Source organism: bacterium (assembly GCA_018812485.1).
Taxonomy (GTDB): domain Bacteria; phylum JAHJDO01; class JAHJDO01; order JAHJDO01; family JAHJDO01; genus JAHJDO01.
This window is the reverse complement of record JAHJDO010000109.1, coordinates 1-20,653: the sequence shown is the minus strand read 5'-3', so window position 1 is coordinate 20,653 and position 20,653 is coordinate 1. Positions and strand designations below refer to the sequence as shown.

The 20,653-nt window shown below is 38.0% G+C and carries 19 protein-coding genes and 2 tRNA genes; 18 read left to right on the top strand and 3 right to left on the bottom strand.

Translation table 11 applies throughout. The features are described 5' to 3' along the window. Window positions 1–10: 10 nt before the first annotated feature. The 3 genes from rnr to KKC91_09000 form a co-directional block, all read right to left on the bottom strand. Window positions 11–1,540: a ribonuclease R gene (rnr, locus tag KKC91_09010; protein MBU0478691.1), complete on the bottom strand. Its 1,530-nt coding sequence runs from the start codon at window positions 1,538–1,540 to the stop codon at window positions 11–13. Further along, complete coding sequence (locus KKC91_09005; GenBank protein MBU0478690.1) at window positions 1,518–3,122, bottom strand: SurA N-terminal domain-containing protein; 1,605 nt, start codon at window positions 3,120–3,122, stop codon at window positions 1,518–1,520. The genes rnr and KKC91_09005 overlap by 23 nt, the downstream gene beginning before the upstream one ends. 24 nt (window positions 3,123–3,146) lie before the next feature. Beyond that, window positions 3,147–3,220: transfer RNA gene (locus tag KKC91_09000), tRNA-Arg, on the bottom strand. Window positions 3,221–3,316: 96 nt separating this feature from the next. Between KKC91_09000 and tmk the strand changes: the two genes are divergently transcribed. The 18 genes from tmk (at window position 3,317) to KKC91_08910 (ending at window position 20,516) form a co-directional block, all read left to right on the top strand. Then, window positions 3,317–3,979, top strand: coding sequence for a dTMP kinase (gene tmk, locus KKC91_08995; protein ID MBU0478689.1), 663 nt, complete (start codon window positions 3,317–3,319; stop codon window positions 3,977–3,979). Then, window positions 3,969–5,003 (top strand): DNA polymerase III subunit delta', encoded by a 1,035-nt coding sequence (gene holB / locus KKC91_08990; GenBank protein ID MBU0478688.1) that lies wholly within the window; start codon window positions 3,969–3,971, stop codon window positions 5,001–5,003. The genes tmk and holB overlap by 11 nt, the downstream gene beginning before the upstream one ends. Next, window positions 4,996–5,778: a stage 0 sporulation protein gene (locus KKC91_08985; protein MBU0478687.1), complete on the top strand. Its 783-nt coding sequence runs from the start codon at window positions 4,996–4,998 to the stop codon at window positions 5,776–5,778. Before holB ends, KKC91_08985 begins: the two co-directional genes overlap by 8 nt. Window positions 5,779–5,799: 21 nt before the next feature. After that, window positions 5,800–6,576 carry a PIG-L family deacetylase gene (locus KKC91_08980; protein MBU0478686.1) on the top strand — a complete coding sequence of 259 codons (777 nt, stop codon included), beginning with the start codon at window positions 5,800–5,802 and terminating at the stop codon, window positions 6,574–6,576. A 2-nt stretch (window positions 6,577–6,578) separates the two neighbouring features. Continuing rightward, on the top strand, window positions 6,579–7,529 hold the full coding sequence (locus tag KKC91_08975; protein ID MBU0478685.1) for a glucosamine-6-phosphate isomerase: 951 nt from the start codon (window positions 6,579–6,581) through the stop codon (window positions 7,527–7,529). A gap of 29 nt (window positions 7,530–7,558) precedes the next feature. Further along, window positions 7,559–7,644, top strand: a tRNA-Leu gene (locus KKC91_08970). A gap of 25 nt (window positions 7,645–7,669) precedes the next feature. Next, window positions 7,670–9,166, top strand: a complete 1,497-nt coding sequence (locus tag KKC91_08965; protein ID MBU0478684.1) for an Rne/Rng family ribonuclease — start codon at window positions 7,670–7,672, stop codon at window positions 9,164–9,166. An 83-nt stretch (window positions 9,167–9,249) separates the two neighbouring features. Then, entirely contained in the window at window positions 9,250–9,582 is a 333-nt protein-coding gene (rplU, locus tag KKC91_08960) for a 50S ribosomal protein L21 (GenBank protein MBU0478683.1), read from the top strand. Beyond that, a complete protein-coding gene (locus tag KKC91_08955) occupies window positions 9,575–10,222 on the top strand; it encodes a hypothetical protein (GenBank protein MBU0478682.1) in 648 nt (215 codons plus the stop codon). Before rplU ends, KKC91_08955 begins: the two co-directional genes overlap by 8 nt. A gap of 13 nt (window positions 10,223–10,235) precedes the next feature. After that, window positions 10,236–10,511 carry an integration host factor subunit beta gene (locus KKC91_08950; GenBank protein ID MBU0478681.1) on the top strand — a complete coding sequence of 92 codons (276 nt, stop codon included), beginning with the start codon at window positions 10,236–10,238 and terminating at the stop codon, window positions 10,509–10,511. A gap of 69 nt (window positions 10,512–10,580) precedes the next feature. Further along, complete coding sequence (gene purM, locus KKC91_08945; protein ID MBU0478680.1) at window positions 10,581–11,582, top strand: phosphoribosylformylglycinamidine cyclo-ligase; 1,002 nt, start codon at window positions 10,581–10,583, stop codon at window positions 11,580–11,582. Between the two features lie 71 nt (window positions 11,583–11,653). After that, a complete protein-coding gene (locus KKC91_08940) occupies window positions 11,654–11,815 on the top strand; it encodes a transposase (protein ID MBU0478679.1) in 162 nt (53 codons plus the stop codon). Window positions 11,816–11,932: 117 nt separating this feature from the next. Next, window positions 11,933–13,063 (top strand): aminotransferase class I/II-fold pyridoxal phosphate-dependent enzyme, encoded by a 1,131-nt coding sequence (locus KKC91_08935; GenBank protein MBU0478678.1) that lies wholly within the window; start codon window positions 11,933–11,935, stop codon window positions 13,061–13,063. Between the two features lie 22 nt (window positions 13,064–13,085). Continuing rightward, a complete protein-coding gene (locus KKC91_08930; protein ID MBU0478677.1) occupies window positions 13,086–14,237 on the top strand; it encodes a Gfo/Idh/MocA family oxidoreductase in 1,152 nt (383 codons plus the stop codon). An 84-nt stretch (window positions 14,238–14,321) separates the two neighbouring features. Beyond that, entirely contained in the window at window positions 14,322–15,728 is a 1,407-nt protein-coding gene (locus KKC91_08925) for a hypothetical protein (protein ID MBU0478676.1), read from the top strand. Continuing rightward, the gene (locus KKC91_08920) at window positions 15,725–17,224 is read left to right on the top strand and encodes a hypothetical protein (GenBank protein MBU0478675.1); all 1,500 of its coding nucleotides are present in this window, start codon (window positions 15,725–15,727) and stop codon (window positions 17,222–17,224) included. The genes KKC91_08925 and KKC91_08920 overlap by 4 nt, the downstream gene beginning before the upstream one ends. Beyond that, window positions 17,221–20,073 carry an excinuclease ABC subunit UvrA gene (gene uvrA, locus KKC91_08915; GenBank protein MBU0478674.1) on the top strand — a complete coding sequence of 951 codons (2,853 nt, stop codon included), beginning with the start codon at window positions 17,221–17,223 and terminating at the stop codon, window positions 20,071–20,073. Before KKC91_08920 ends, uvrA begins: the two co-directional genes overlap by 4 nt. Then, the gene (locus KKC91_08910) at window positions 20,067–20,516 is read left to right on the top strand and encodes a DUF3109 family protein (GenBank protein ID MBU0478673.1); all 450 of its coding nucleotides are present in this window, start codon (window positions 20,067–20,069) and stop codon (window positions 20,514–20,516) included. Before uvrA ends, KKC91_08910 begins: the two co-directional genes overlap by 7 nt. Window positions 20,517–20,653: the final 137 nt, after the last annotated feature.

Genomic DNA, 20,653 nt, shown 5'->3' with positions numbered 1-20,653 from the left:
ACAATGTTGATCAGCCGCTTGTTTTATTTTCAATCAATATAAAATCGATTAGCCCTTTATTACTATCCACTCTAACTACTTGTACCTTTACTGCGTCTCCAAGCTGGAATCTTCTCTTTGTGCGTTTTCCTACAAGTGCAAACTGTTTCTCAGAGAACGTATAGTAGTCGTTCTTTAGTGCGCTGACATGAACAAGCCCTTCAGCTAAAGTATCATTAAGCTCAACAAACAAACCATATGGCTGAACACCGGATATTACACCCTCAAATACATCCCAAAGTTTATTTTTCATAAACTCAACCTGTTTTAACTTAATTGATTCTCTTTCTATTTTAACTGCTATTTGCTCTCTTTCAGAAGCAATGCCTGCAATCTCAGAAAGGTTATCTATACGATTTTTAAACTTGTTTTTAAGAATTCTGTGAACAATTAAGTCAGGATAGCGTCTGATAGGGGATGTGAAATGAGTATAGCAGTTTAATGCAAGCCCAAAGTGCCCAACATTCTTGGTAGAATATATTGCTTTTTGCATGCATGTTAAAAGAATCTGGCTAACAAGAACGTGGTCCTTTTGCCCATTTGTTTTATGCAGGAATCTCTGTATGTATTTTGGATTTTTAGATTTATTTTGATCAAATCTATAATTCAGTGTTTTTGCAAGCAATGCGAAGTCTTTTATTTTTAGGTCGTCTGGAGTTTCATGAACGCGATAGATCATAGGAACCTTATTTTTGGTAATGTATTCTGCTACACACTGATTTGCAAGAAGCATGAATTCCTCGATCAAAATATGGCTGGATAATCTCTTCTTTTTTTGAATATCAATGACTTTCCCATTCCCGTCAAGTGATATCTTAATCTCAGGCACATCAAAATCAATGTATCCTCTCTCCAATCTTTTTTTATCTAATATCCTGCTTAGTTTGTACATAGTTTTTAAGGCTAATGATATTTCCGTGTGTTTACTATTGGAGTGGATTAATTCCTCTGCGGATTCATAGGATAGCCTTGCCTTGCTTTTAATTAGGCTCTCAAAGATTTCGTATTCTCTAATATTGCCCTGTGCATCTATTTTTATCATAACTGTTAAAGTTAATCTGTTTTCGTCAGGCTTTAAACTGCACAGATTCTCAGAAAGTTTGGAAGGCAGCATTGGAATCACCCTATCAGGAAGATATATGCTTGTTCCTCTGGAAAGAGCCTGGCTGTCTATATGCTTATTCTTATTTACGTAATGATCAACATCCGCTATATGAACGCCCAGTAAGAAACTTCCATTCTCAGTTTTCTCAATGGAGACTGCATCGTCAAAATCCTTTGCATCTTCGGGGTCTATTGTAAAACATGTAAGTTCCGTTAGGTTGCGGCGTTTCTTAATTTCTTCTTTAGAAATAAATGGATCAATTCTTTCGCATTCTTCTATTACTAATTTTGGGAAACTTTGGGATATTTTGAATTCATCTAAAATAGACCTGATAGGATCAGTTATCTTCGGAGTGGTGTATCTATGGGATTTTTTACTGTGCACGTCGTATTTCATCAAGATTATTTACAATCTTTGCTTCCTGCTTTAGGTTTTTGAACCATTTCTCATATACCGACTGCTTCTTTTTTTGCAGTAAAGTCTGTTTAATCTGCTCCTTCTGTGCATCAAATTCTTCTTTATCAGCAGCTTTTTTCTCAGCAAGTTCTATTACAAATACATCTTGCGATTCTGATACTTTTTTTATATTGCCTTTTTCTAAAAGGAACGCGTCTGTTATGAGTTTAGGGGCATATCCTATGTCTTTTGCATACACTCCTCTTTCAAAAAACTCTGTTTGCTTAACATTATATTTAAGCTTTTTTGCTAACTTTTCGATATTCTTTGCTGATTGAGATTTTTCGATGAACTCATCTGCTTTTTTCTCAGCTAGTTCCTTTGATTTAAGAGCAGTTAACCTTTTGTGTACTTCATCCTTTACTTCTTCTATCTGCTCAGGTATGTAGGATGGCTTTAAATCCACAAGTCTTAATATGCAAAACCCTTTAGCTGTTTTAACGGGGTCGCTTATATCACTTTTTTTAAGAGAAAATGCGCTTTGTGAGAACTCACGGGAATATCCTATTTCTGGAATTTGTTCTCCTTCTGCGAAATACCCTGTCTGCTTTGATGAGAGATTCTCTTTTTTTAGTATATCTTCCCATTTATTCTCTTCACCCAGGTCAATAGAGAGATCATAAGCTCTCTCTTCAGCTAATTGCTCTGCTTTTTCTTTTGTAAGTTTCTCTTTTATCTGAGAGCTTACCTGTTCTAGAGGCTTAATTTCTTCAGGCTTTTTATCAACCACTCCAAATTCCTGTTTATTCTCCGCATAATATTTTTTAATTTCATCATCTGAAACTTCGATTTTTTCTTTAAAGAGCTCTGGTTTGATAAGAACGTATTCTATGTTAATTCTATCAGGCTGCTTGAATTCAGCTTTGTTTTTGGAAAAATATTCAGTAATATCTTTATCATTCACAGATACCTGAGTTTTGAACTCGTCTACACTGAAGCATATATAGTTGATTTTTACTTTTTCATTTTTTAGCATAAATTCACCTAAAATTACCTTGTCGCTTATTATAACTGGATCAGTAATCTTTCTCCAAAGATGTTCAAGCGCAAGGGACTTCCTAATTCCATTCTCGATTTCTTGCCACTGAGAAGCAGGGAGACCATTTACATACTGTTCAAACTTTGCCTTATCAAATCCGCCTTCCTTGTTTTTAAATACAGGATCTTGTTTTATTCTATCTATAATCTCTTTATCTGAGATTTTTACGCGCTGTTTCTTTATCTCCTGCATAAGAAGCTTTTGATCTATCAACTGATTTAGAATCTGGTTATCCATATCCATGTTTTTTTTGATTCTGTCAAACTGATCTCCATACATTCTTCTATAATTTCTTTCCGTAGCTGTTAGAGCATATCTAAACTCTTCATACTTGATATCAGCTCCATTTACTTTTGCCACAGTAACATTTGTTCTTGCTTTCGATGTCGCACCCATTCCCCATGCAAAGAATATTGTAGCCAGAAAGCTTAATGCTGTTATCCACATTATTGGCTTCATGTTTTTTCTTATAGACTTAAGCATTGATTTTTCTCCTGATTTAAAAAGTACGCCAGGAGGGACTCGAACCCCCGACCCTCTACTTAGAAGGCAGATGCTCTATCCAACTGAGCTACTGGCGCAGGTATAATTTCAAGTATACTAGCAAAAAGCACAACCCAGTTCAAGGTGCAAATTCCAATAGACAAAACAGCATGTAATGTTATAATCGACACGTTATGAAAAAAGGGTTTCTATTAACATTGGAGGGGCCTGAGGGTAGTGGGAAATCCACGCATTCCAGGTTACTTGCTAGTTATCTTACTCAGAAAGGCATTCGGACTTATTGCACGAGAGAGCCCGGCAGCACAGCATTAGGAGAAAAAATGAGGCAATTACTGCTCTCTCCTTTACACAAGAATATGTCAGTAAGAACCGAATTACTGCTGTACGAAGCAGCACGGGCGCAGCATGTTGATGAGATTATTATTCCTGCATTAAAAAAAAACATTACTATAATTTGTGATCGCTTCTATGATGCTACATTTGCATATCAAGGGTATGGAAGGAAAATAGATTTAGATATTATAAAGAATATAAACGACTTTGCCATAAATAAGATAAAACCAGACCTGACAATTCTTTTGGATATTGATGTGAATATTGGATTAGAAAAATCCCTGCGCTTATCGAAGGATTCTTTTCCAAGAGGGGAGAGTGATAGGATCGAACAGGAAGATATTGAATTTCATAAAAGAGTGCGGGAAGGTTATCTTAATCTTGCTCGAAGAGAACCAGTACGTATAAAAGCAGTTACAGTAAAAAGCGAAATCAGTGAGACACAGTTAGAAATCCAGAAGCATATAGATGATTTATTGAGAAGAAATAATTATGTCGTTTAATGATATTATCGGGCAGGAAATAGCTGTAAAGCTTTTGCAGAATTCGTTGAAACATGGAAGGATTCCTCATGCTTATATGTTCATTGGTCCCTATGGAGTAGGCAAAAGGTTGGCAGCAATTAATCTTGCCAAGGCATTGAATTGTGAGGGGGTTAGTGAGATTCCTTGTGATAGATGCGCATGTTGCAAAAAGATAGATGCTTATATGCATCCGGACGTAAAATGCGTTTATCCAACAGGGTCTTCTTTGTCCATAACAATTGATAATATTAGGGAATTAAGAACACAAATATCATTTAAAACATATGAGGGTAAGAAAAAAATATACATTATTGCAGAAGCAGAAAATATGACCATTCAAGCCGCAAACTGCATTTTAAAAACTTTGGAGGAGCCACCTGAAAATTCCGTATTAATCTTAACCTCTACGAGCTCGCATCTGCTTTTACAGACTATAGTTTCGCGATGTCAAGCAGTTCCCTTTATAAGGATAGAGCTTCATAGAATTGAGAACTTTTTAGTAGAACATCATAGAGTAGACAAATCACTTGCTCATTTCATAGCCAATTTATCCCAGGGTAGTTTAGGAGAGGCGCTTAAGTTAAAGGATGACGCCCAAATACCTCTTGTAAAGAGTAGGTTAATGGATATGCTTAGCAGGCTGAAGAATGAAGATGTGATTACTCTTGTAGGAGAATTTAATAAGGAAGTTTTTAATAATGGGGATAGTGAGCGAAGCAGGGATGTTAGAGAATATAGAAACAAGTTGCATATGAGCTTAGACATGCTTACAACATGCCTCAGAGATATTGCGATCTTGAAACAAGCTGGAGAACAAGTTTCTCTTATTAATTTGGACATTAGCGAGGATCTTAAGCAATTAGAGAGTAAATTTTCTCTGTCTCAGATTGAAAGGTTTTTGGACACAATTACTGATATGAAGGCGTATGTAAGAAACAACGTCAGTTCCCAGCTTATTCTGGAGAAGTTGTTTTTAGATATACAAGGAAAAGTAGATGCATAAAATAATCCAGGTTAGGATTTGCAAAGACAGAACATTATGGCTTGATATTGGCAACACTGTTGCCAAGTATAATGATTACTGTCTAATAGAAGTAGATGGCGACAAATATTATGCTAAAATTATATCAGGGATACAAGAGGTAGCTGATTGTATATGCTCTAAAGAAAGAGGACAAATCATTAGAGTTGCAACGGAGAGTGATATAAGTCAGATACAGGATATATTTGAGAGAGAGAAAAAGTCATTAGCAATATGTTTAGAAAAAGTAACCAAACATAATCTTCCAATTAGAGTTATAGATGCAAAGTGCATACATGAGGGAAATAAAATAATATTCCATTTTGTGGCGGACGATAGAGTGGATTTTAGAGACCTGTTAAAAGACATTGAGCATACATTAAAAACAAGAATAGAATTAAGACAAGTGGGCGTACGAGATAGAGCAAAAAATATTGCAGGATATTGTGGGCATTGTGGGAGGGTTCTTTGTTGTGCAAGTTTCATTAAGGAGTTTCAGGCAGTTACCATTCAAAATGCTAAATCTCAGAATTTTCACTTAGACCCCTCAAAAATATCAGGCTTATGTGGTCGCTTGATGTGTTGCCTGAGATATGAATCAAAGTCGTATCAAGAAATGAAAAAGTCTTTTCCTAAAATAGATGCAACGATAGATACAGAATATGGGCAGGGGAAGGTGGTTGATTTAAATATACTCAGAAGCAGTGTTACTGTGGAATTAGAGAGTGGTAAAAGATACGAACATAAGATAAAATAGGAGGAAGGAGGGTATGAAATTATGAAGATTTTTGGTATTGGAATGCATCCTGATGATGTAGAATTTATTATGGCTGGAACTCTTGCTCTACTGAAGAAAAAAGGGCATAAGATAACCATTGCAACCGTGGGTTCAGGGGATATGGGGTCTGTTGAGTATGTTCCAGCAGACTTGAGCAGAAAACGGTATATGGAAGCTAAGTCATCAGCAAAACTGCTTGAGGCAGAATATATTAGCTGTGGCATATCCTGCTTACATGTTGTGTTTGATAATCCAACAAGATTCATGGTTACAGAAATGATACGAAAAGTGGATCCTGACATTGTTATTACCATGTCTCCTCAGGATTATATGAAGGACCATGAGATAACTGCTGATTTAGTGTGGGACGGGTGTTTTAACGCACCAATTCCCAATTATCACACTGCCTTAGTAAATCCAGCAAAAGCGACATCCAAGATTCCATATCTATATTATGGAGATTCTCTGGATTTAAAGGATAGATTTGGCAATCCTGTGCATCCTGAATTTTATGTAGATATTAAAGATGTAATGGAAACCAAAACAAGCATGTTAAGGAAACATGAAAGTCAACGCTCCTGGTTGAAAAGACAGCACGGTATGGACAAATACACAGAGACTATGAAGGAGATTTCAAGCAGAAGAGGAAAAGAAATTGGCATAGAATATGCCGAAGGATTCAGACAGCATAAAGGACATCCGTTCCCTCAGGATAATATTTTAGAGAAGTTGTTAAAGGACAAGGTTAAATATAAGAAACAAGATAATGGAGGATAATTATGGATTTAATGAGCACAATTAAAGGATCTTTATTAGAGAATTTCTTCCCGCAAGGGTGGGATATTGAGAAGCTGGATAAATGTTGTGATAATCCCCCGGAGTCAGTTACCGAGCGTCAGGATTGGTGGAACAAGAAGTTTGAACCTGTTCCATGCGAAACTTTGAGTGATTTTGATACTATGATGGGTCATGAAATAGCTATAGAGATTAGAAGGACAAAAGATGAGGGCAGGAAGATAGCGTTTATATTGCCTGTTGGTCCAATGGGAATGTATAAATGGGCCGTTTATTTTCTAAAAGAATGGAATGTGGATTGCAAGCATGTTTATGGGTTCAACATGGATGAATGGAGCGATAAAGATGGAAACACATTACCTCCTGATAATATAGGAACTTTTCAAAATGCAATGCAGCAAGCTTTTTATGGACCGCTCGGAGATCTGACTGTTCCAAAAAACCAACGACATTTTGCGCTTAAGAATGTTCTTCCCACATATGCTGAGAAGATAGGACAGCTCAAAAAAGAGGGGGCAAAACTCATAGTTGTTTTTGGTATTGGAAGAGTGTTTCATATTGCTTTTTGGGAGCCGCATTTTGCCGGCGAATTTTTAGGAGAGGAAAAATGGAAGAAGCAGGAATACAGATTGGGAGCAAAACTACATCCTTTGACCATAGAACAGAACGCAATAACCAGTTTTAAGAGTCGCACAACTCTAGTTCCATGTTTTGCCAATACAATTGGTCCGGGTCTATTCCTCAAAGCGGATAAAATAATCGGCGGATGTGATGGGACATTAGGTAGGGGAATGATGTGGCAGGGATTATCTCTCTGGGTTACTTTAAGACACGGACCAAATATCTGGATTCCTTCCAGTTTTATGCCTACTTTGGCTGGAAAACTCTTCTTCCTTAAAGAGCTTGCAGGCCCGCTGGTGCCAGACTGTAATTGATTAAATGGGAATACTAGATTAAAATACTAGCCGGGGTGGTGAAACTGGCAGACGCGCCGGACTCAAAATCCGGTGGAGCTTAAACTCCATGAGGGTTCGACTCCCTCCTCCGGCACCGAACAAACATTTAGGAGAATGTAGTGAAAAAGGAATTGATTATAAGCGTAGACGCTTATGAAGTAAGGACAGCGCTGTTGGAAGAAGGTGTGTTAGCGGAGTTTGCTATTGAAAGAAAGGGAGAGAGACGCATTGCAGGCAATATTTACAAGGGCAGAGTAAAAGCCATATTGCCAGGCATACAATCTGCATTTGTAGATATAGGGCTGGAGAAAAATGGATTTCTGCATGTTAAAGATATAGCAACTCCTTCAGCAGTACCAGAAGATGTGGAAGAGGATGAAGGAAATGGTGAAATAGTTTCGAGGAGATCCCGAAAAGACTCTATATCAGATATATTGACTAATGAACAGGAAATACTTGTTCAAGTTATAAAGGAACAATTGGGAACCAAAGGGGTGAAACTATCCTCTTTTATTTCCATACCCGGCAGATTCTTGGTTTTGATGCCAACAGTTGATCATATAGGTGTCTCCAGGAAGATAGATGATCAAAATGAAAGATATCGTTTAAAGGAGATTGCTAAAAAAATTAGAACTGAGAATATGGGGCTCATTATTAGAACAGGAGGCGTAGGAAAGACAGAAAAGGAGTTTTATGATGAAATTAATTATTTGGTAAGACTTTGGAGAAGGATTCAGAAAAGGGCAAAAATATCTGAGGCATTGACTGTAGTTTATCAAGAGTATAACTTGATCCACAGGCTTGTGAGGGACTTATTGCGTCCTGATATCCAAACAGTGCTGATAGATTCAAATGATGAATACAACAAGTTGAGGCAGTTTGTGGGTGGAGTACTGCCTGAAATGAAATCTCGTATAAAATTTTATAATGAGAAACAAAAGTTATTCGATAAGTATAATTTAGAAAAGGAAATAGATAAGGCGTTGCGAAACAAAGTGAGATTGAAAAGCGGCGGGTGGATATTAATTGAGCAAACAGAGGCTCTTGTTTCTATAGATGTAAATACAGGGAAATATGTGGGAAAAAGCTCCTTGGAAGATACAGTTTTAAAAACTAACCTTGAAGCTGCTGTAAAGATAGCTCGCCAGCTCCGTCTCAGGGATATGGGCGGAATTATAATAATCGATTTTATTGATATGAAGTATGAAAAGCATAAACATGAATTATTGCGAGTCTTTAAAGATGCTTTAAAAAAGGACAGGGCTAAGACTACAGTGGCGCAATTGAGTAAACTTGGTCTTGTAGAAATGACCAGACAAAGAGTTAAGCAAAGTGTCATTGATTACTTGTTTCAAGTTTGTCCTTATTGTAAGGGAAATGGCAATATAAAGTCATTAGCAACTACATGTATTGAATTACAGAGAAGGGTAGAGCAGTTATGTGCAACCAGATCAATGCAGACTATCTGGGTAAAGATTCACCCGTATATATCTTCCTATCTTCTCAAGCATTATAGGAAAACACTGACTGGGTTGGAATTAACATATAATAAGAAGATCATTCTAGAATCAGATCTGAGTATGCATATAGAGGCTTCGGAAATAGAATGTTTGTAACACTATGGCATGCAGGACATTCGAGTTTGACAATTGCTTATGTATATGATAATCTTCGCTGACAATTGGAAAGGAGATATAAAGTGCAGGCAGTTATTGTTACAGGTGGTAAGCAATTCAAAGTTTCAGAAGGGGACATTATAAAAATAGAGAAGATCGAAAAAAAGGTTGGTGGCAAGATCGATTTTGAACCTATCTTAATTTCTAATAAAGAAACCGTATCCATAGATAAAAGTCATCTAGAGAATGCTAAGGTTCATGGAGAAGTTATCTCACAGGTCAAAGGGAAAAAAATTATAGCATTTAAAAAGAAAAGACGCAAGGGTTACAGTCGTAAGATTGGACATAGGCAGCTTTTAACGGAGGTTAAGATTGGGAAAATATCTCTTGGGAAGGTAGAGAAAAAGAATGCGTGATAGAAAACTAGAGGCAGATATTATAGCTTTAAAGGGATTCATTCAGCTGTGGGTCGCATTTGGAGATCTTCTAAAACAAGGCGGAGAGAATTTAACTTCTGTAAATCCGGTGAAAGAGCAGGAGTTTATGGAATCCAAAAGTCTTCTTGCGCGTAAGTATGAGTCAATAGGCAATATACTTGAAAGGCAGTACAGTCCTGATAATAAAATATCAAGTATACTTAGTCAGTCAGTTTCATTGAGTAATATAGCTGCCTCGGATATGCAATCCAGAAAACTGGGAAATGATTGGCATGTTTCCTATATATTCTTGAATAAACGATTGGGAGGGCTTGAAGGGCAGAAGGAGGCGCTTTCAAAGATCAGCAAAATAGGAACCGTAATCATACCTAAAATCAGAAAAGGGTTAATTAAGCTTTTCATTTTTGCAATACTAATAGCTGTTTTAACAGCAGGAGCTTACGTTGGATATAGAGTATTTTTTGTAAAGACTGTTGCAGAACCTAAGGCAAAGACAAATGTTCCTGCACAGGCAGCGGGAAGTGTTGTTGAGGATAAGTCTATTATCGCTAATATTAGAAACATGCTAGACCAAATATCAAGTAGGATAAAGAAAGAAGAACAAAGCAAAATCAAGTAGGAGAGACTAGGTAATGACGAAGAGAGACATTGTAATAAAAATTTCTGAGGAATTGGGAGTGACTCAAGTTATCGTAGCAAAAGTGGTTGATAAACTATTGCACTATGTGTGTGATAGTGTTCTCAAAGGAGAAAAAGTGGAATTGCGCAACTTTGGTGTTTTTAAACAAAAGTCGAGAAAAGCCAGATTAGGCCGTAATCCAAAGACTGGACAAGAAGTGCCTATCCCTGCAAGAAAGGTTGTTTTATTCAAGCCGGGAAAAATAATGAAAGAAAGGATGCTCGGCTAGAGAAGATATGTTCTTAAAGCGCAAGGCTCGGCTTTTTAGTATTCGGGCCTTATTTTTTTGTGATAAAAGATGAAAAAGTTAACGTACAAAAAAGCTGGCGTGGATATAAAAAAAGGGGACAAATTTGTAGACATAATAAAACCTCTTGCAAAATCTACGTTTGATAAAGGTGTTCTTAGTGGTTTAGGCGGTTTTGCGGGTTTTTATGAGCCTGATATTACTAAGTATACTAAGCCAGTTCTACTTGGCGCAACAGATGGTGTTGGCACAAAGCTTGAAATAGCCTGCAAGTGTAAAACATACAACACTGTTGGCATAGACCTTGTGGCAATGTGTGTGAATGATCTTATTGTGCAGGGCGCAAAGCCTTTATTCTTTCTTGATTATTTAGCTACAGGGCGTCTTAATGTTAAAAGCGCAGCAAGTGTTGTAGAAGGAATTGTCAAGGGATGCAGGGAGGCAGAGTGCGCTTTGCTTGGCGGAGAAACAGCAGAAATGCCCGGATTTTATAAGCCGGGCGAATATGAGCTTGCAGGATTCACAGTAGGGATTGTGGATAAGAATAAAATAATAACCGGAGCAAAAATCACTTCAGGTGATATCATAATAGGACTTCAATCCTCAGGGCTGCACAGCAATGGTTTTTCTTTAGTAAGAAAGGTATTTAATATTGATAAGATTGATTCAGGATTAAAGAAAGAGCTTCTGACACCTACCAGAATTTATGTCAAGGTCATTATGAAGCTTTTGGAAAAATGCAAGATAAAAGGTATGGCGCATATAACTGGCGGAGGCATTGAAGGAAATCTTGTAAGGGTTCTCCCAAAAGATTGCCAGGCTCATATAAATACAAAAAGCTGGAAAACACCACATATATTTGAACAAATTCAGAAAAAAGGGAATATTGAAGCAAAGGAAATGTTTAAAGTGTTTAATATGGGAATTGGGATGATACTTGTGGTTTCCAAAAAAGAAGCTGATAAAGTAATGTCTTTTCTCTCTGAAGTAAGAGAAGAAGCCTATTTGATTGGTGAGATTTCAAAAGGCAAGCGCGGAGTGAAACTAGTTTGATTTTTAGCATTTGTCAAGCGCCTTAAACATCTGTCAAGGTAATATTGCGTGCCGCTTCTTCCAATTAATATATGGAGTACGTATTTTTTGTATCAAATTGGCTGATTAAGTACAATTTTAATCGCCCTCATCAAGCGCTTGATTATTTAACACCTATGAGATATATTGAGAATTACAATGAGAATCTTAAACAAAAAGTGTTACTTATGTGCCCAGCCAGCACATTCTATTGACATTATACGGACTTGGCATTATCTTATTTACCTTAAGTTTAAGGGAGAGAATTAGTGAATTCACATATCAAACCAGCTGAGAGGACAAAAGGCATTAAATATGCTGTCAGAGATATTATGCTAATAGCTGAGAAGGCAGCCTCTCAGGGCAGAGAGATGCTTTATCTCAACATAGGTGATCCAATAAAATTTGATTTTAAAACGCCGCATCATATTATTGAAGCTACATATAATGCAATGAAAAGTGGATTTACAGGATATTCTCCATCGTCTGGAATTGATGAAGCGATTGAATCTGTTAAGAATGAAGCGTGTAGAAAGGGAATAAAAAATATTCAGGACATCTTTATTACAAATGGAGGAAGCGAAGCTATTGAAATAGCATTAACAAGTCTTGTGAATCCTGATGAAAATGTATTAGTACCTTCACCTGGTTACCCTTTGTACACAGCAGTGCTAACAAAGCTTGGAGCAGGAATCAATTCATATTACTTAGATGAGGAGAATGACTGGCAGCCAGACATTAATGATATAAAGAGAAAAATAGATAAAAATACAAGAGCGATTATTATTATAAATCCTAATAATCCAACGGGTGCAGTTTATACAAGAGAAACTCTTAATCAAATTGTTAATCTTGCTCTTGAGCATAATCTTGTAATATTTTCCGATGAAGTATATGACAAACTTGTTTTTGATGCTGAGGAGCATATTCCTACTGCTTGTGTCTCAAAAGAGGCATCTGTCCTTACTTTTGGCGGGCTTTCAAAGTCATATCTTTCCCCAGGACTGCGTATTGGATGGTGTGTTGTAAGCGGCAAAGAGGAAAATTTAGGAGACTATTACAGGGCTATGCAGAAACTAACACGTGCAAGACTCTGCGCAAATCATCCTGAGCAATATGCAATAAAGCCAGCTCTAGAAGGGGATCAATCGCATATAAAAGAAGCAAATGCAAAGCTCAAAGGAAGAGCAGATATTACATACCAAATGCTCAATGCTATTCCAAGTATCAAGTGTGTAAAACCAAAGGGCGCCTTTTATGCATTTCCTAAAATAGATGTGCCCGTATCAGACCAGAAATTTGTTTCTGATTTAATCTATGAAACAGGCGTTGTTGTTGTCCCAGGCGCAGGATTCGGACAAAAGCCAGAAACAAAACACTTCAGGATTGTTTTCCTGCCGGAAGAGGATGTTCTTAAAAAAGCATATGAGAAAATCAGGCAATTTATGTCCAAATATAAGTAAGCTTTAATACATTAGAGGTCTAATGAAGCAAGTTAGAATAGGTATTATAGGCGTAACAGGCAGGGGTAATCTGTGGAAACACTGGCATAATCCCGAAGGAAAATCAGTAGTTGCCGGAGGAGCAGATATTTCAGAGAAGGCATTACAAGAGTTTAAAAGTGAAATCAAAGGGAAAATCTTTATTACATCAGATTATAAAGAGCTGCTTAAAAGAAAGGATATTGATGCGATAGCTGTTATGTCTCCTGACTTTACCCACGAGGAATATGCTATAGCTGCTCTTGAAGCGGGAAAACATGTTTTCCTTGAAAAACCGATGGCTATTACTACGGAAGGTTGTGACAATATTCTAAAGGCATGGAAACAATCTGGCAAAAGGCTGATGATTGGATTCAATATGCGTCATATGCGCATTTTCCAGACAATGAAAGACATCGCAGACACTGGTACTATTGGCGAGATAAAAGCAGTATGGGTACGGCATTTCGTTGGTAGCGGTGGACGGTGGTATTTTCGCACATGGATGTCTGAAAGGAAGAATGCAACCAGTCTTCTTCTGCAGAAAGCGGCTCATGATATTGATATGATTCATTGGATTACTGGCTCTTATACCAGGAAAGTAGCTGCTTTTGGCAGTTTAGACTTCTACGGAGGGAATAAGCCCAATGATTTAACATGCCCTGAATGTCAGGAAAAAGAGACATGTACGGAATTTAAATCGGGTAAACATAAATATATCAAATGCGCTTTTCGTAAAGCGATTGATGTTGAGGATAATACTGTTATGATTATGGAGTTGGAGAACGGCATAAAAGCATCGTATGAACAGTGTCATTTTACTCCGGATTATTGGAGAAATTACACATTCATTGGCACTGAAGGCAGAATGGAAAATCTTGATGATGATAGTAAAGTTATTGTAAAAACGAGGCGCTCTGGCAAATGGAAAGAGTTTGCTGATAGAACATATAATATCAAGCCTGTCGAAGGCGGACATGGCGGAGCTGATCCAGTTATATGTAAGGATTTTATAGAAATGATTCTTACAGGGAAAGAACCTGTTTCAACACCTGAAGCAGGCAGAATGGCTGTTGCAACGGGATGCGCAGCAACAGAATCATTAAGAAATGGCGGGAAGGTGATAAAAATACCTTCAATGCCTGCTCTGAGATAAATAAAAAGAATTGGAAATTGAAGGGTCAGTAAAAATTATTAATCCGTAATTATTATCTGCAATTTATCAAAGAAAGGAAAATTTATGAAGACAAAAAAATCTACATTTGCGCTCTACCTTGGAAATCGTGGCTTTTTCCCTGCAACACTGCTTAAAGGTGCACGTAGTGAGATGAGTGCAGCTCTGAACAAACTGGGATATGAGACTCTAATGCTAGACGTTAATGCCACTCGTAATGGAGCAGTTGAAACTGTAAAAGAAGGAAAGATATTTGCCGATTTTCTTCGGAAAAACAATGGACTGTTTGATGGTGTGATTCTGTGCCTTCCCAATTTTGGGGATGAAACAGGCGCAGTTGCAGCTCTTAAAGATGCTGGCGTTCCTATATTAATTCAGGCATACCCGGATGAACTGGATAAGATGAGACCAGAATTGCGAAGAGATGCGTTTTGCGGAAAGTTCTCCATCATGGATATGTTTTGTCAGAACAACATATCTTTTACTGCGCTTAAACCGCATACTGTACATCCAAAAGATAATAAGTTTGCTGCAAATATCGATTTTTTCGACCGAATATGTAGAGTTGTGAATGGAATGGAAAAACTGGTTGTTGGAGCCATAGGCGCGCGAACAACAGCATTTAAAACAGTTCGTATTGATGAGCTGACACTTCAAAAATACGGGATTACTATGGAAACATTGGATTTGTCGGATATTTTTGCAAGGATGTCCTCATTCAAGAGCACTGAAAAAAAGATACAAGCAAAGGCAAAGAGGCTGGAACAATACTGCTCATGGAAAGGAGTTCCTCAAAAAGCATTTCATACCATTGTAAGACTTGGCGTTGCAATTGATAGCGTTATTGAGGAATATAAGATGGACGCAGTAGCAATCCGCTGCTGGCTCGAGATGCAGCAGCAGCTTGGCATTTCACCATGTGTTCTTCTAAGCGAAATGAATGATCGTGGTATGATTGCTGCCTGTGAGGTAGATGTGGGCAATGCAGTGACCATGTATGCCTTATCTCAGGCATCGAGTGAAGTTGCCACATGCCTGGACTGGAACAATAATTATGCTGAGGAAGAGAATAAGTGCATCCTTTTTCACTGTGGCCCCGTTCCACAAAGCATGATGACCTGCAAGGGTAAAATTACTGATCATGCAATCCTGGCCAATGCTGTAGGTAAAGGACATTCTTATGGCTGTAACGTAGGTCGTATTTCGCCTAATCCAATAACATTCGGCAGTATGCTGACTGGGGCAGGTAAACTAAGGTTCTATCTTGGAGAGGGTCGGTTTACAGATGATCCTATCCCAGAAGATTTCTTTGGTTGTGCAGGCGTGGCAGAGATTGAGGGATTACAGAATGTGCTTCAAAAAATAGGATATATGGGACATCGTCATCATGTTAGTGTTACTCCCTCTCACGTGCTCGAGCCAGTAAAAGAAGCATTTGAGAAATATCTCGGCTATGAGGTAGGTGTAGTATGAGTTTGTTAGGGATAGATGTAGGTACAACAGGCTGTAAGGCTGCGGCATTCTCGGAGGATGGTATTTGTCTAGCAAGTGCTTACAGAGAATATGATATTCTGCATTCGCGGCCTGACTGGGCAGAACTTGACAGTCAGGAAGTATTAACTTTGGTCAAATCCTCTATCGCAGAAGTTGCTGCACAAACCCGCAAGGATCCCATAAGTGCGTTGAGTGTGAGCTCAATGGGGGAGGCAATGACGCCTGTTACTGAAGACAGAAAGATTTTGGGAAATTGTATCCTTTCTTCTGATATTCGTGGAGGAGAGCATATAGAATCTTTATCAAAAGAAATTGATCAGCAATCCTTTTATGAAATCAATCCAAATATTTTAGGGCTTAATTATTCCTTACCAAAACTTCTCTGGCTTCATCAATATGATCCTGAATGTTATGCAAAAACATATAAGTTTCTCCTATGGGGTGACCTTATCACATTTATGCTCGGAGGTGAGGCTGTTACAAGTTATTCCCTTGCAAATCGCACACTATTTTTTGACATCCGAAAAGAAGATTGGTCCGATAAGCTCCTGACAATCAACAAGATTTCACGTGAGAAACTTCCAAAACCTGTACCTAGTGGAACCATTGCAGGTACAGTTAGTAACCTGATAGCTAAGGAACTCAATCTCGACAATGGAGTAAAAATAGTAGTTGGCGGACACGACCAATGCTGCAACTCTCTGGGTGCGGGGATATATCAGCCAGGCACTGCAGTATGTGGTATAGGAACCTTCGAATGTATAACACCAACCTATAATCATATTCCTGATTCTTCCCTGATGATTAAGAATGGGCTCAATATTGAACATCATGTACTTCCCAATCTTTTTGTATCCTTCGTATACAATCAGGCAGGATCGTTGGTTCGGTGGTTTAGGGATACCTTTGCATCAGCTGATAAAAAAATTATCAAAGATGGATACGATATTTATGAAAGACTTTCAAATGAGATGCCTGTTGAGCCGAGCAACTTACTAGTTCTTCCTTACTTTGAAATGACTGGTCCACCGGATTTTATCTCTGACGCATCCGGTGTTATTGTTGGGTTAAAAACAAGCACCACAAGAGGCGAAATTCTTAAAGCTATCATGGAGTGTGTTGCTTTTTATTTTGTAGACAATCTTAATGCTTTAAAGGAGATTGGCATTGACACTTCAGAATTTGTAGCAACAGGTGGAGGAGCAAAATCGTCCCACTGGCTACAAATCAAAGCAGATATTTTCGGTATTCCCTTTGTGCGTCCATGTATTACAGAGGCAAGTATCCTTGGAGCTGCTATACTTGCAGGGATTTCAACAGGGGTTTTTAAAGATCCGGGAGAAGGCGTTAGATGTTTTGTTAGGCGAGATACGATCTTTGAACCAAATTCTGCACGGCACAAAATTTATCTCGAAAAACTTGAGAAGTACAGGGAACTCTTTCCGCTTCTAAAAGATTTTCTTTTGTCTTCATGAATAGCAGCAGTATAATTATCAAAGGTGCCCGCCAGCATAATCTTAAGAACATAGATCTGGAAATTCCACGAAACAAGCTTGTTGTTATTACAGGCCTGAGTGGTTCAGGAAAATCCTCTCTGGCTTTTGATACTATATATGCAGAAGGACAGAGAAGGTATGTAGAAAGCCTGTCTTCTTATGCACGTCAGTTTCTTGAACAAATGGATAAACCTGATGTTGACTATATTGGAGGACTTTCTCCTGCTATCTCTATTGAACAAAGGACCTCTGCAAAAAATCCCCGCTCAACAGTTGGAACAGTAACGGAAATTTATGATTATCTAAGAGTATTGTTTGCACGCATAGGAGAAGTCTACTGTTATAAATGTGGAAGAGAAATTGCGCGTCAAACTTCCCAGCAAATCGTTGACAGTATTATGAAATTCCCCCAATCCTCTAAAATTATGCTTATGTCCCCAATAGTGAGAGGTAGAAAAGGAGAGTATAGCGCTCTTTTTGAGGATATTAGAAAGAAAGGCTTTGTAAGACTCAGAGTTGATGGGAACATCTATAATGTGGAAGACGAGATAAAACTCAATAAAAACAAAAAACACAACATTGAAGTCGTTGTAGACAGACTCGCTATAAAATCAGATATCAAATCACGTCTTAGTGATTCTGTAGAAACTGCTCTAAAACTGGGTGAAGGATTAATTTTGGTATGTATCAACAATAAGAAAGATATCCTGTTTAGTGAACATTTTGCATGTATTAAATGTGGAATAAATTACTCTGAACTCACACCTCGTATGTTCTCGTTTAACAGTCCTTATGGTGCATGTAAAACATGTAACGGACTGGGCAGGAAGATGGAAGTTGATCCTGACCTGATCGTGCCTGATATGAATCTGTCAATTAATGAGGGCGCAATTATTTCGTGGAGCAATCCGATAACAACAAAACACCACCGCTGGAAAGCAGCAACAAGAAGATACCTGTTTCAGATGCTGGAGACAGTTAGCGATCACTATAATATAGACCTTGATATTCCATTCAAGAATTTAAGCAAAGAACATCAAAACATGATTCTGTATGGCACAGAAGAAAAACTAGATTTTACGTTGCGACTCAGACGTAGAATCCACAGACATAGAATGAAATTTGAGGGGGTAATTAACAATCTTGAGAGAAGATGGAGTCAGACTGATTCTGAATATGTAAAGTCAGAGATCTACAATAAATACATGAGAGTCAGATTATGCCCTGAGTGTGAAGGCGCAAGACTTTCCCCTCAGAGTCTTGCTGTAAGGATCAATAAGAAATCAATAGCTAAAATATGTTCCTTATCAATTAAATCTGCTATCAGATTTTTTAATACTCTGCGTTTGGGTAAAACAGAAGAAGTTATTGCGCATGATATTCTAAAAGAAGTCAGGGAACGATTAACATTTCTCTCCAATGTAGGACTTGACTATATTACACTGGACAGAACAGCGCAGACTCTTTCAGGAGGAGAAGGAGAGAGAATTAGGCTCGCTACACAAATTGGCTCAGGTCTTGTAGGAGTATTATATATCCTTGATGAGCCAAGTATTGGACTTCACCAAAAAGATAACAGAAAACTACTGAAGACATTAACCAGTCTGCGCGACCTGGGGAATACAGTTATTGTTGTAGAACATGATGAACAGACAATAAGAAATGCGGATTATGTAATAGATCTTGGCCCGGGAGCTGGCATTCACGGCGGAGATCTTGTAGCATGCGGTAAGCTGGAAGAAATAATTAAAAACAAGAATTCTATTACAGGTAAATACCTGTCGGGAAAAATTAAAATTGATACACCTAAACAAAGAAGAAAACCAACTGAAAAGCAGCTTAGAATACTTGGGGCTTTTGAACACAATTTAAAAAAGATAAACGTAAATATTCCGCTAGGATTATTGGTATGCGTTTCAGGAGTATCTGGTTCCGGCAAGAGCACACTGGTTGACGAAATATTGTACAGGGCATTAGCTCAAATCCTGTACGGCTCAAAAGAAAAGCCAGGTAAACATGTCGATATTAAAGGATTTTCTCAAATAGATAAGGTTGCAAATATCACTCAGTCGCCGATAGGCAGAACCCCTCGTTCCAACCCTGCCACATATACAGGCGCTTTTGATTATATAAGACGCCTGTTTTCTCAGGTTCCGAGCTCAAGGGCAAGGGGATATAAGCCTGGAAGATTCTCTTTTAATGTTAAGGGCGGAAGATGCGAGGCATGCAAAGGTGACGGCTTAAAAAAGATTGAGATGCACTTCCTTCCGGATATTTACGTAACATGCGAAACATGTAGAGGAACGCGATTCAATAGAGAAACTTTGGAAATAAAATACAGGGATAAAAGCATAGCAGACGTCTTGAATATGACAATTGAAGAGTCTCTGAAACTTTTTGAGAACATTCCGCCTGTAAAAAGGAAGTTGCAGACTCTAAACGATGTAGGTCTCGGGTATATAAAATTAGGACAGTCTGCTACCACTCTCTCAGGAGGAGAAGCACAAAGGGTTAAGCTGGCTAGTGAGTTGAGTAAGGTTTCAACAGGCAGGACACTCTATATACTTGATGAACCAACCACAGGTCTGCACTTTGCAGATGTTCAGAAGTTATTGGATGTTTTAGGAAAGTTAGTGGATAGGGGAAACACAGTGTTGGTAATTGAGCACAATTTAGATGTTCTAAAAACAGCTGATTATATTATAGATCTTGGACCAGAGGGAGGAGACAATGGGGGAGAAATCGTAGCAGAGGGAACTCCGGAACAAGTTGCTAAGAATAAGCGCTCATATACTGGAAAGTTTCTGAAGAAAGTTCTGGAATGCTGATAATAGATGAAATTGTTGTAGACGATGCTATTCTTAAAACCCATTTTTCATGCTGCCTTGAAATCTGTCATGGGCACTGCTGTGCAACAGGAGACTTCGGAGCCCCAATATCTGAGGAAGATGTAGAAATAATAGATAAACATTTAAAAGGCATTGAAAAATATCTTCCAGAGGAAAATATAAGACTCATAAAAAAGAATGGATACGCAGAAACATATCGAAGCGGAAGTCGTTGTGTTGAGTCTCTTTACGATGATGGACCGTGCGTTTTTTCATACAAGCATGAAGGAATAACCAAATGCGCTATTCATACTTATTGTGTGAACACTGAAATAGATTCCGTCCAAATAAAACCCATATCCTGCTCTCTATTTCCAATAAGAGTTATACAACTAGGGAAAATAATATCATTAAGATACTGCCAGTATTCTGAATGTAAATAGGGAACTAGACAGATTTGGCGAAAAATGGGGCATAAGCGTAAGTCTATAAGTAAGAGTGTGTTACAGAGCAAATTTCGGTAAAAACAGAAAAATCATTCCCTAAAATGGTTGAATTCAAAATGAAAATATCAAGAATT

Bases quoted from the DNA above. Each gene is read 5' to 3' on its own strand.
- KKC91_08955 (MBU0478682.1), top strand. From the start codon at position 9,575: ATGCGTGATAGAAAACTAGAGGCAGATATTATAGCTTTAAAGGGATTC.
- holB (MBU0478688.1), top strand. From the start codon at position 3,969: ATGTCGTTTAATGATATTATCGGGCAGGAAATAGCTGTAAAGCTTTTG.
- uvrA (MBU0478674.1), top strand. From the start codon at position 17,221: ATGAATAGCAGCAGTATAATTATCAAAGGTGCCCGCCAGCATAATCTT.
- KKC91_08980 (MBU0478686.1), top strand. From the start codon at position 5,800: ATGAAGATTTTTGGTATTGGAATGCATCCTGATGATGTAGAATTTATT.
- KKC91_08985 (MBU0478687.1), top strand. From the start codon at position 4,996: ATGCATAAAATAATCCAGGTTAGGATTTGCAAAGACAGAACATTATGG.
- KKC91_08930 (MBU0478677.1), top strand. From the start codon at position 13,086: ATGAAGCAAGTTAGAATAGGTATTATAGGCGTAACAGGCAGGGGTAAT.
- KKC91_08910 (MBU0478673.1), top strand. From the start codon at position 20,067: ATGCTGATAATAGATGAAATTGTTGTAGACGATGCTATTCTTAAAACC.
- KKC91_08950 (MBU0478681.1), top strand. From the start codon at position 10,236: ATGACGAAGAGAGACATTGTAATAAAAATTTCTGAGGAATTGGGAGTG.
- KKC91_08940 (MBU0478679.1), top strand. From the start codon at position 11,654: ATGGAGTACGTATTTTTTGTATCAAATTGGCTGATTAAGTACAATTTT.
- KKC91_08925 (MBU0478676.1), top strand. From the start codon at position 14,322: ATGAAGACAAAAAAATCTACATTTGCGCTCTACCTTGGAAATCGTGGC.
- purM (MBU0478680.1), top strand. From the start codon at position 10,581: ATGAAAAAGTTAACGTACAAAAAAGCTGGCGTGGATATAAAAAAAGGG.
- KKC91_08920 (MBU0478675.1), top strand. From the start codon at position 15,725: ATGAGTTTGTTAGGGATAGATGTAGGTACAACAGGCTGTAAGGCTGCG.
- KKC91_08975 (MBU0478685.1), top strand. From the start codon at position 6,579: ATGGATTTAATGAGCACAATTAAAGGATCTTTATTAGAGAATTTCTTC.
- KKC91_09005 (MBU0478690.1), bottom strand. From the start codon at position 3,122: ATGCTTAAGTCTATAAGAAAAAACATGAAGCCAATAATGTGGATAACA.
- rnr (MBU0478691.1), bottom strand. From the start codon at position 1,540: ATGAAATACGACGTGCACAGTAAAAAATCCCATAGATACACCACTCCG.
- KKC91_08935 (MBU0478678.1), top strand. From the start codon at position 11,933: ATGCTAATAGCTGAGAAGGCAGCCTCTCAGGGCAGAGAGATGCTTTAT.
- tmk (MBU0478689.1), top strand. From the start codon at position 3,317: ATGAAAAAAGGGTTTCTATTAACATTGGAGGGGCCTGAGGGTAGTGGG.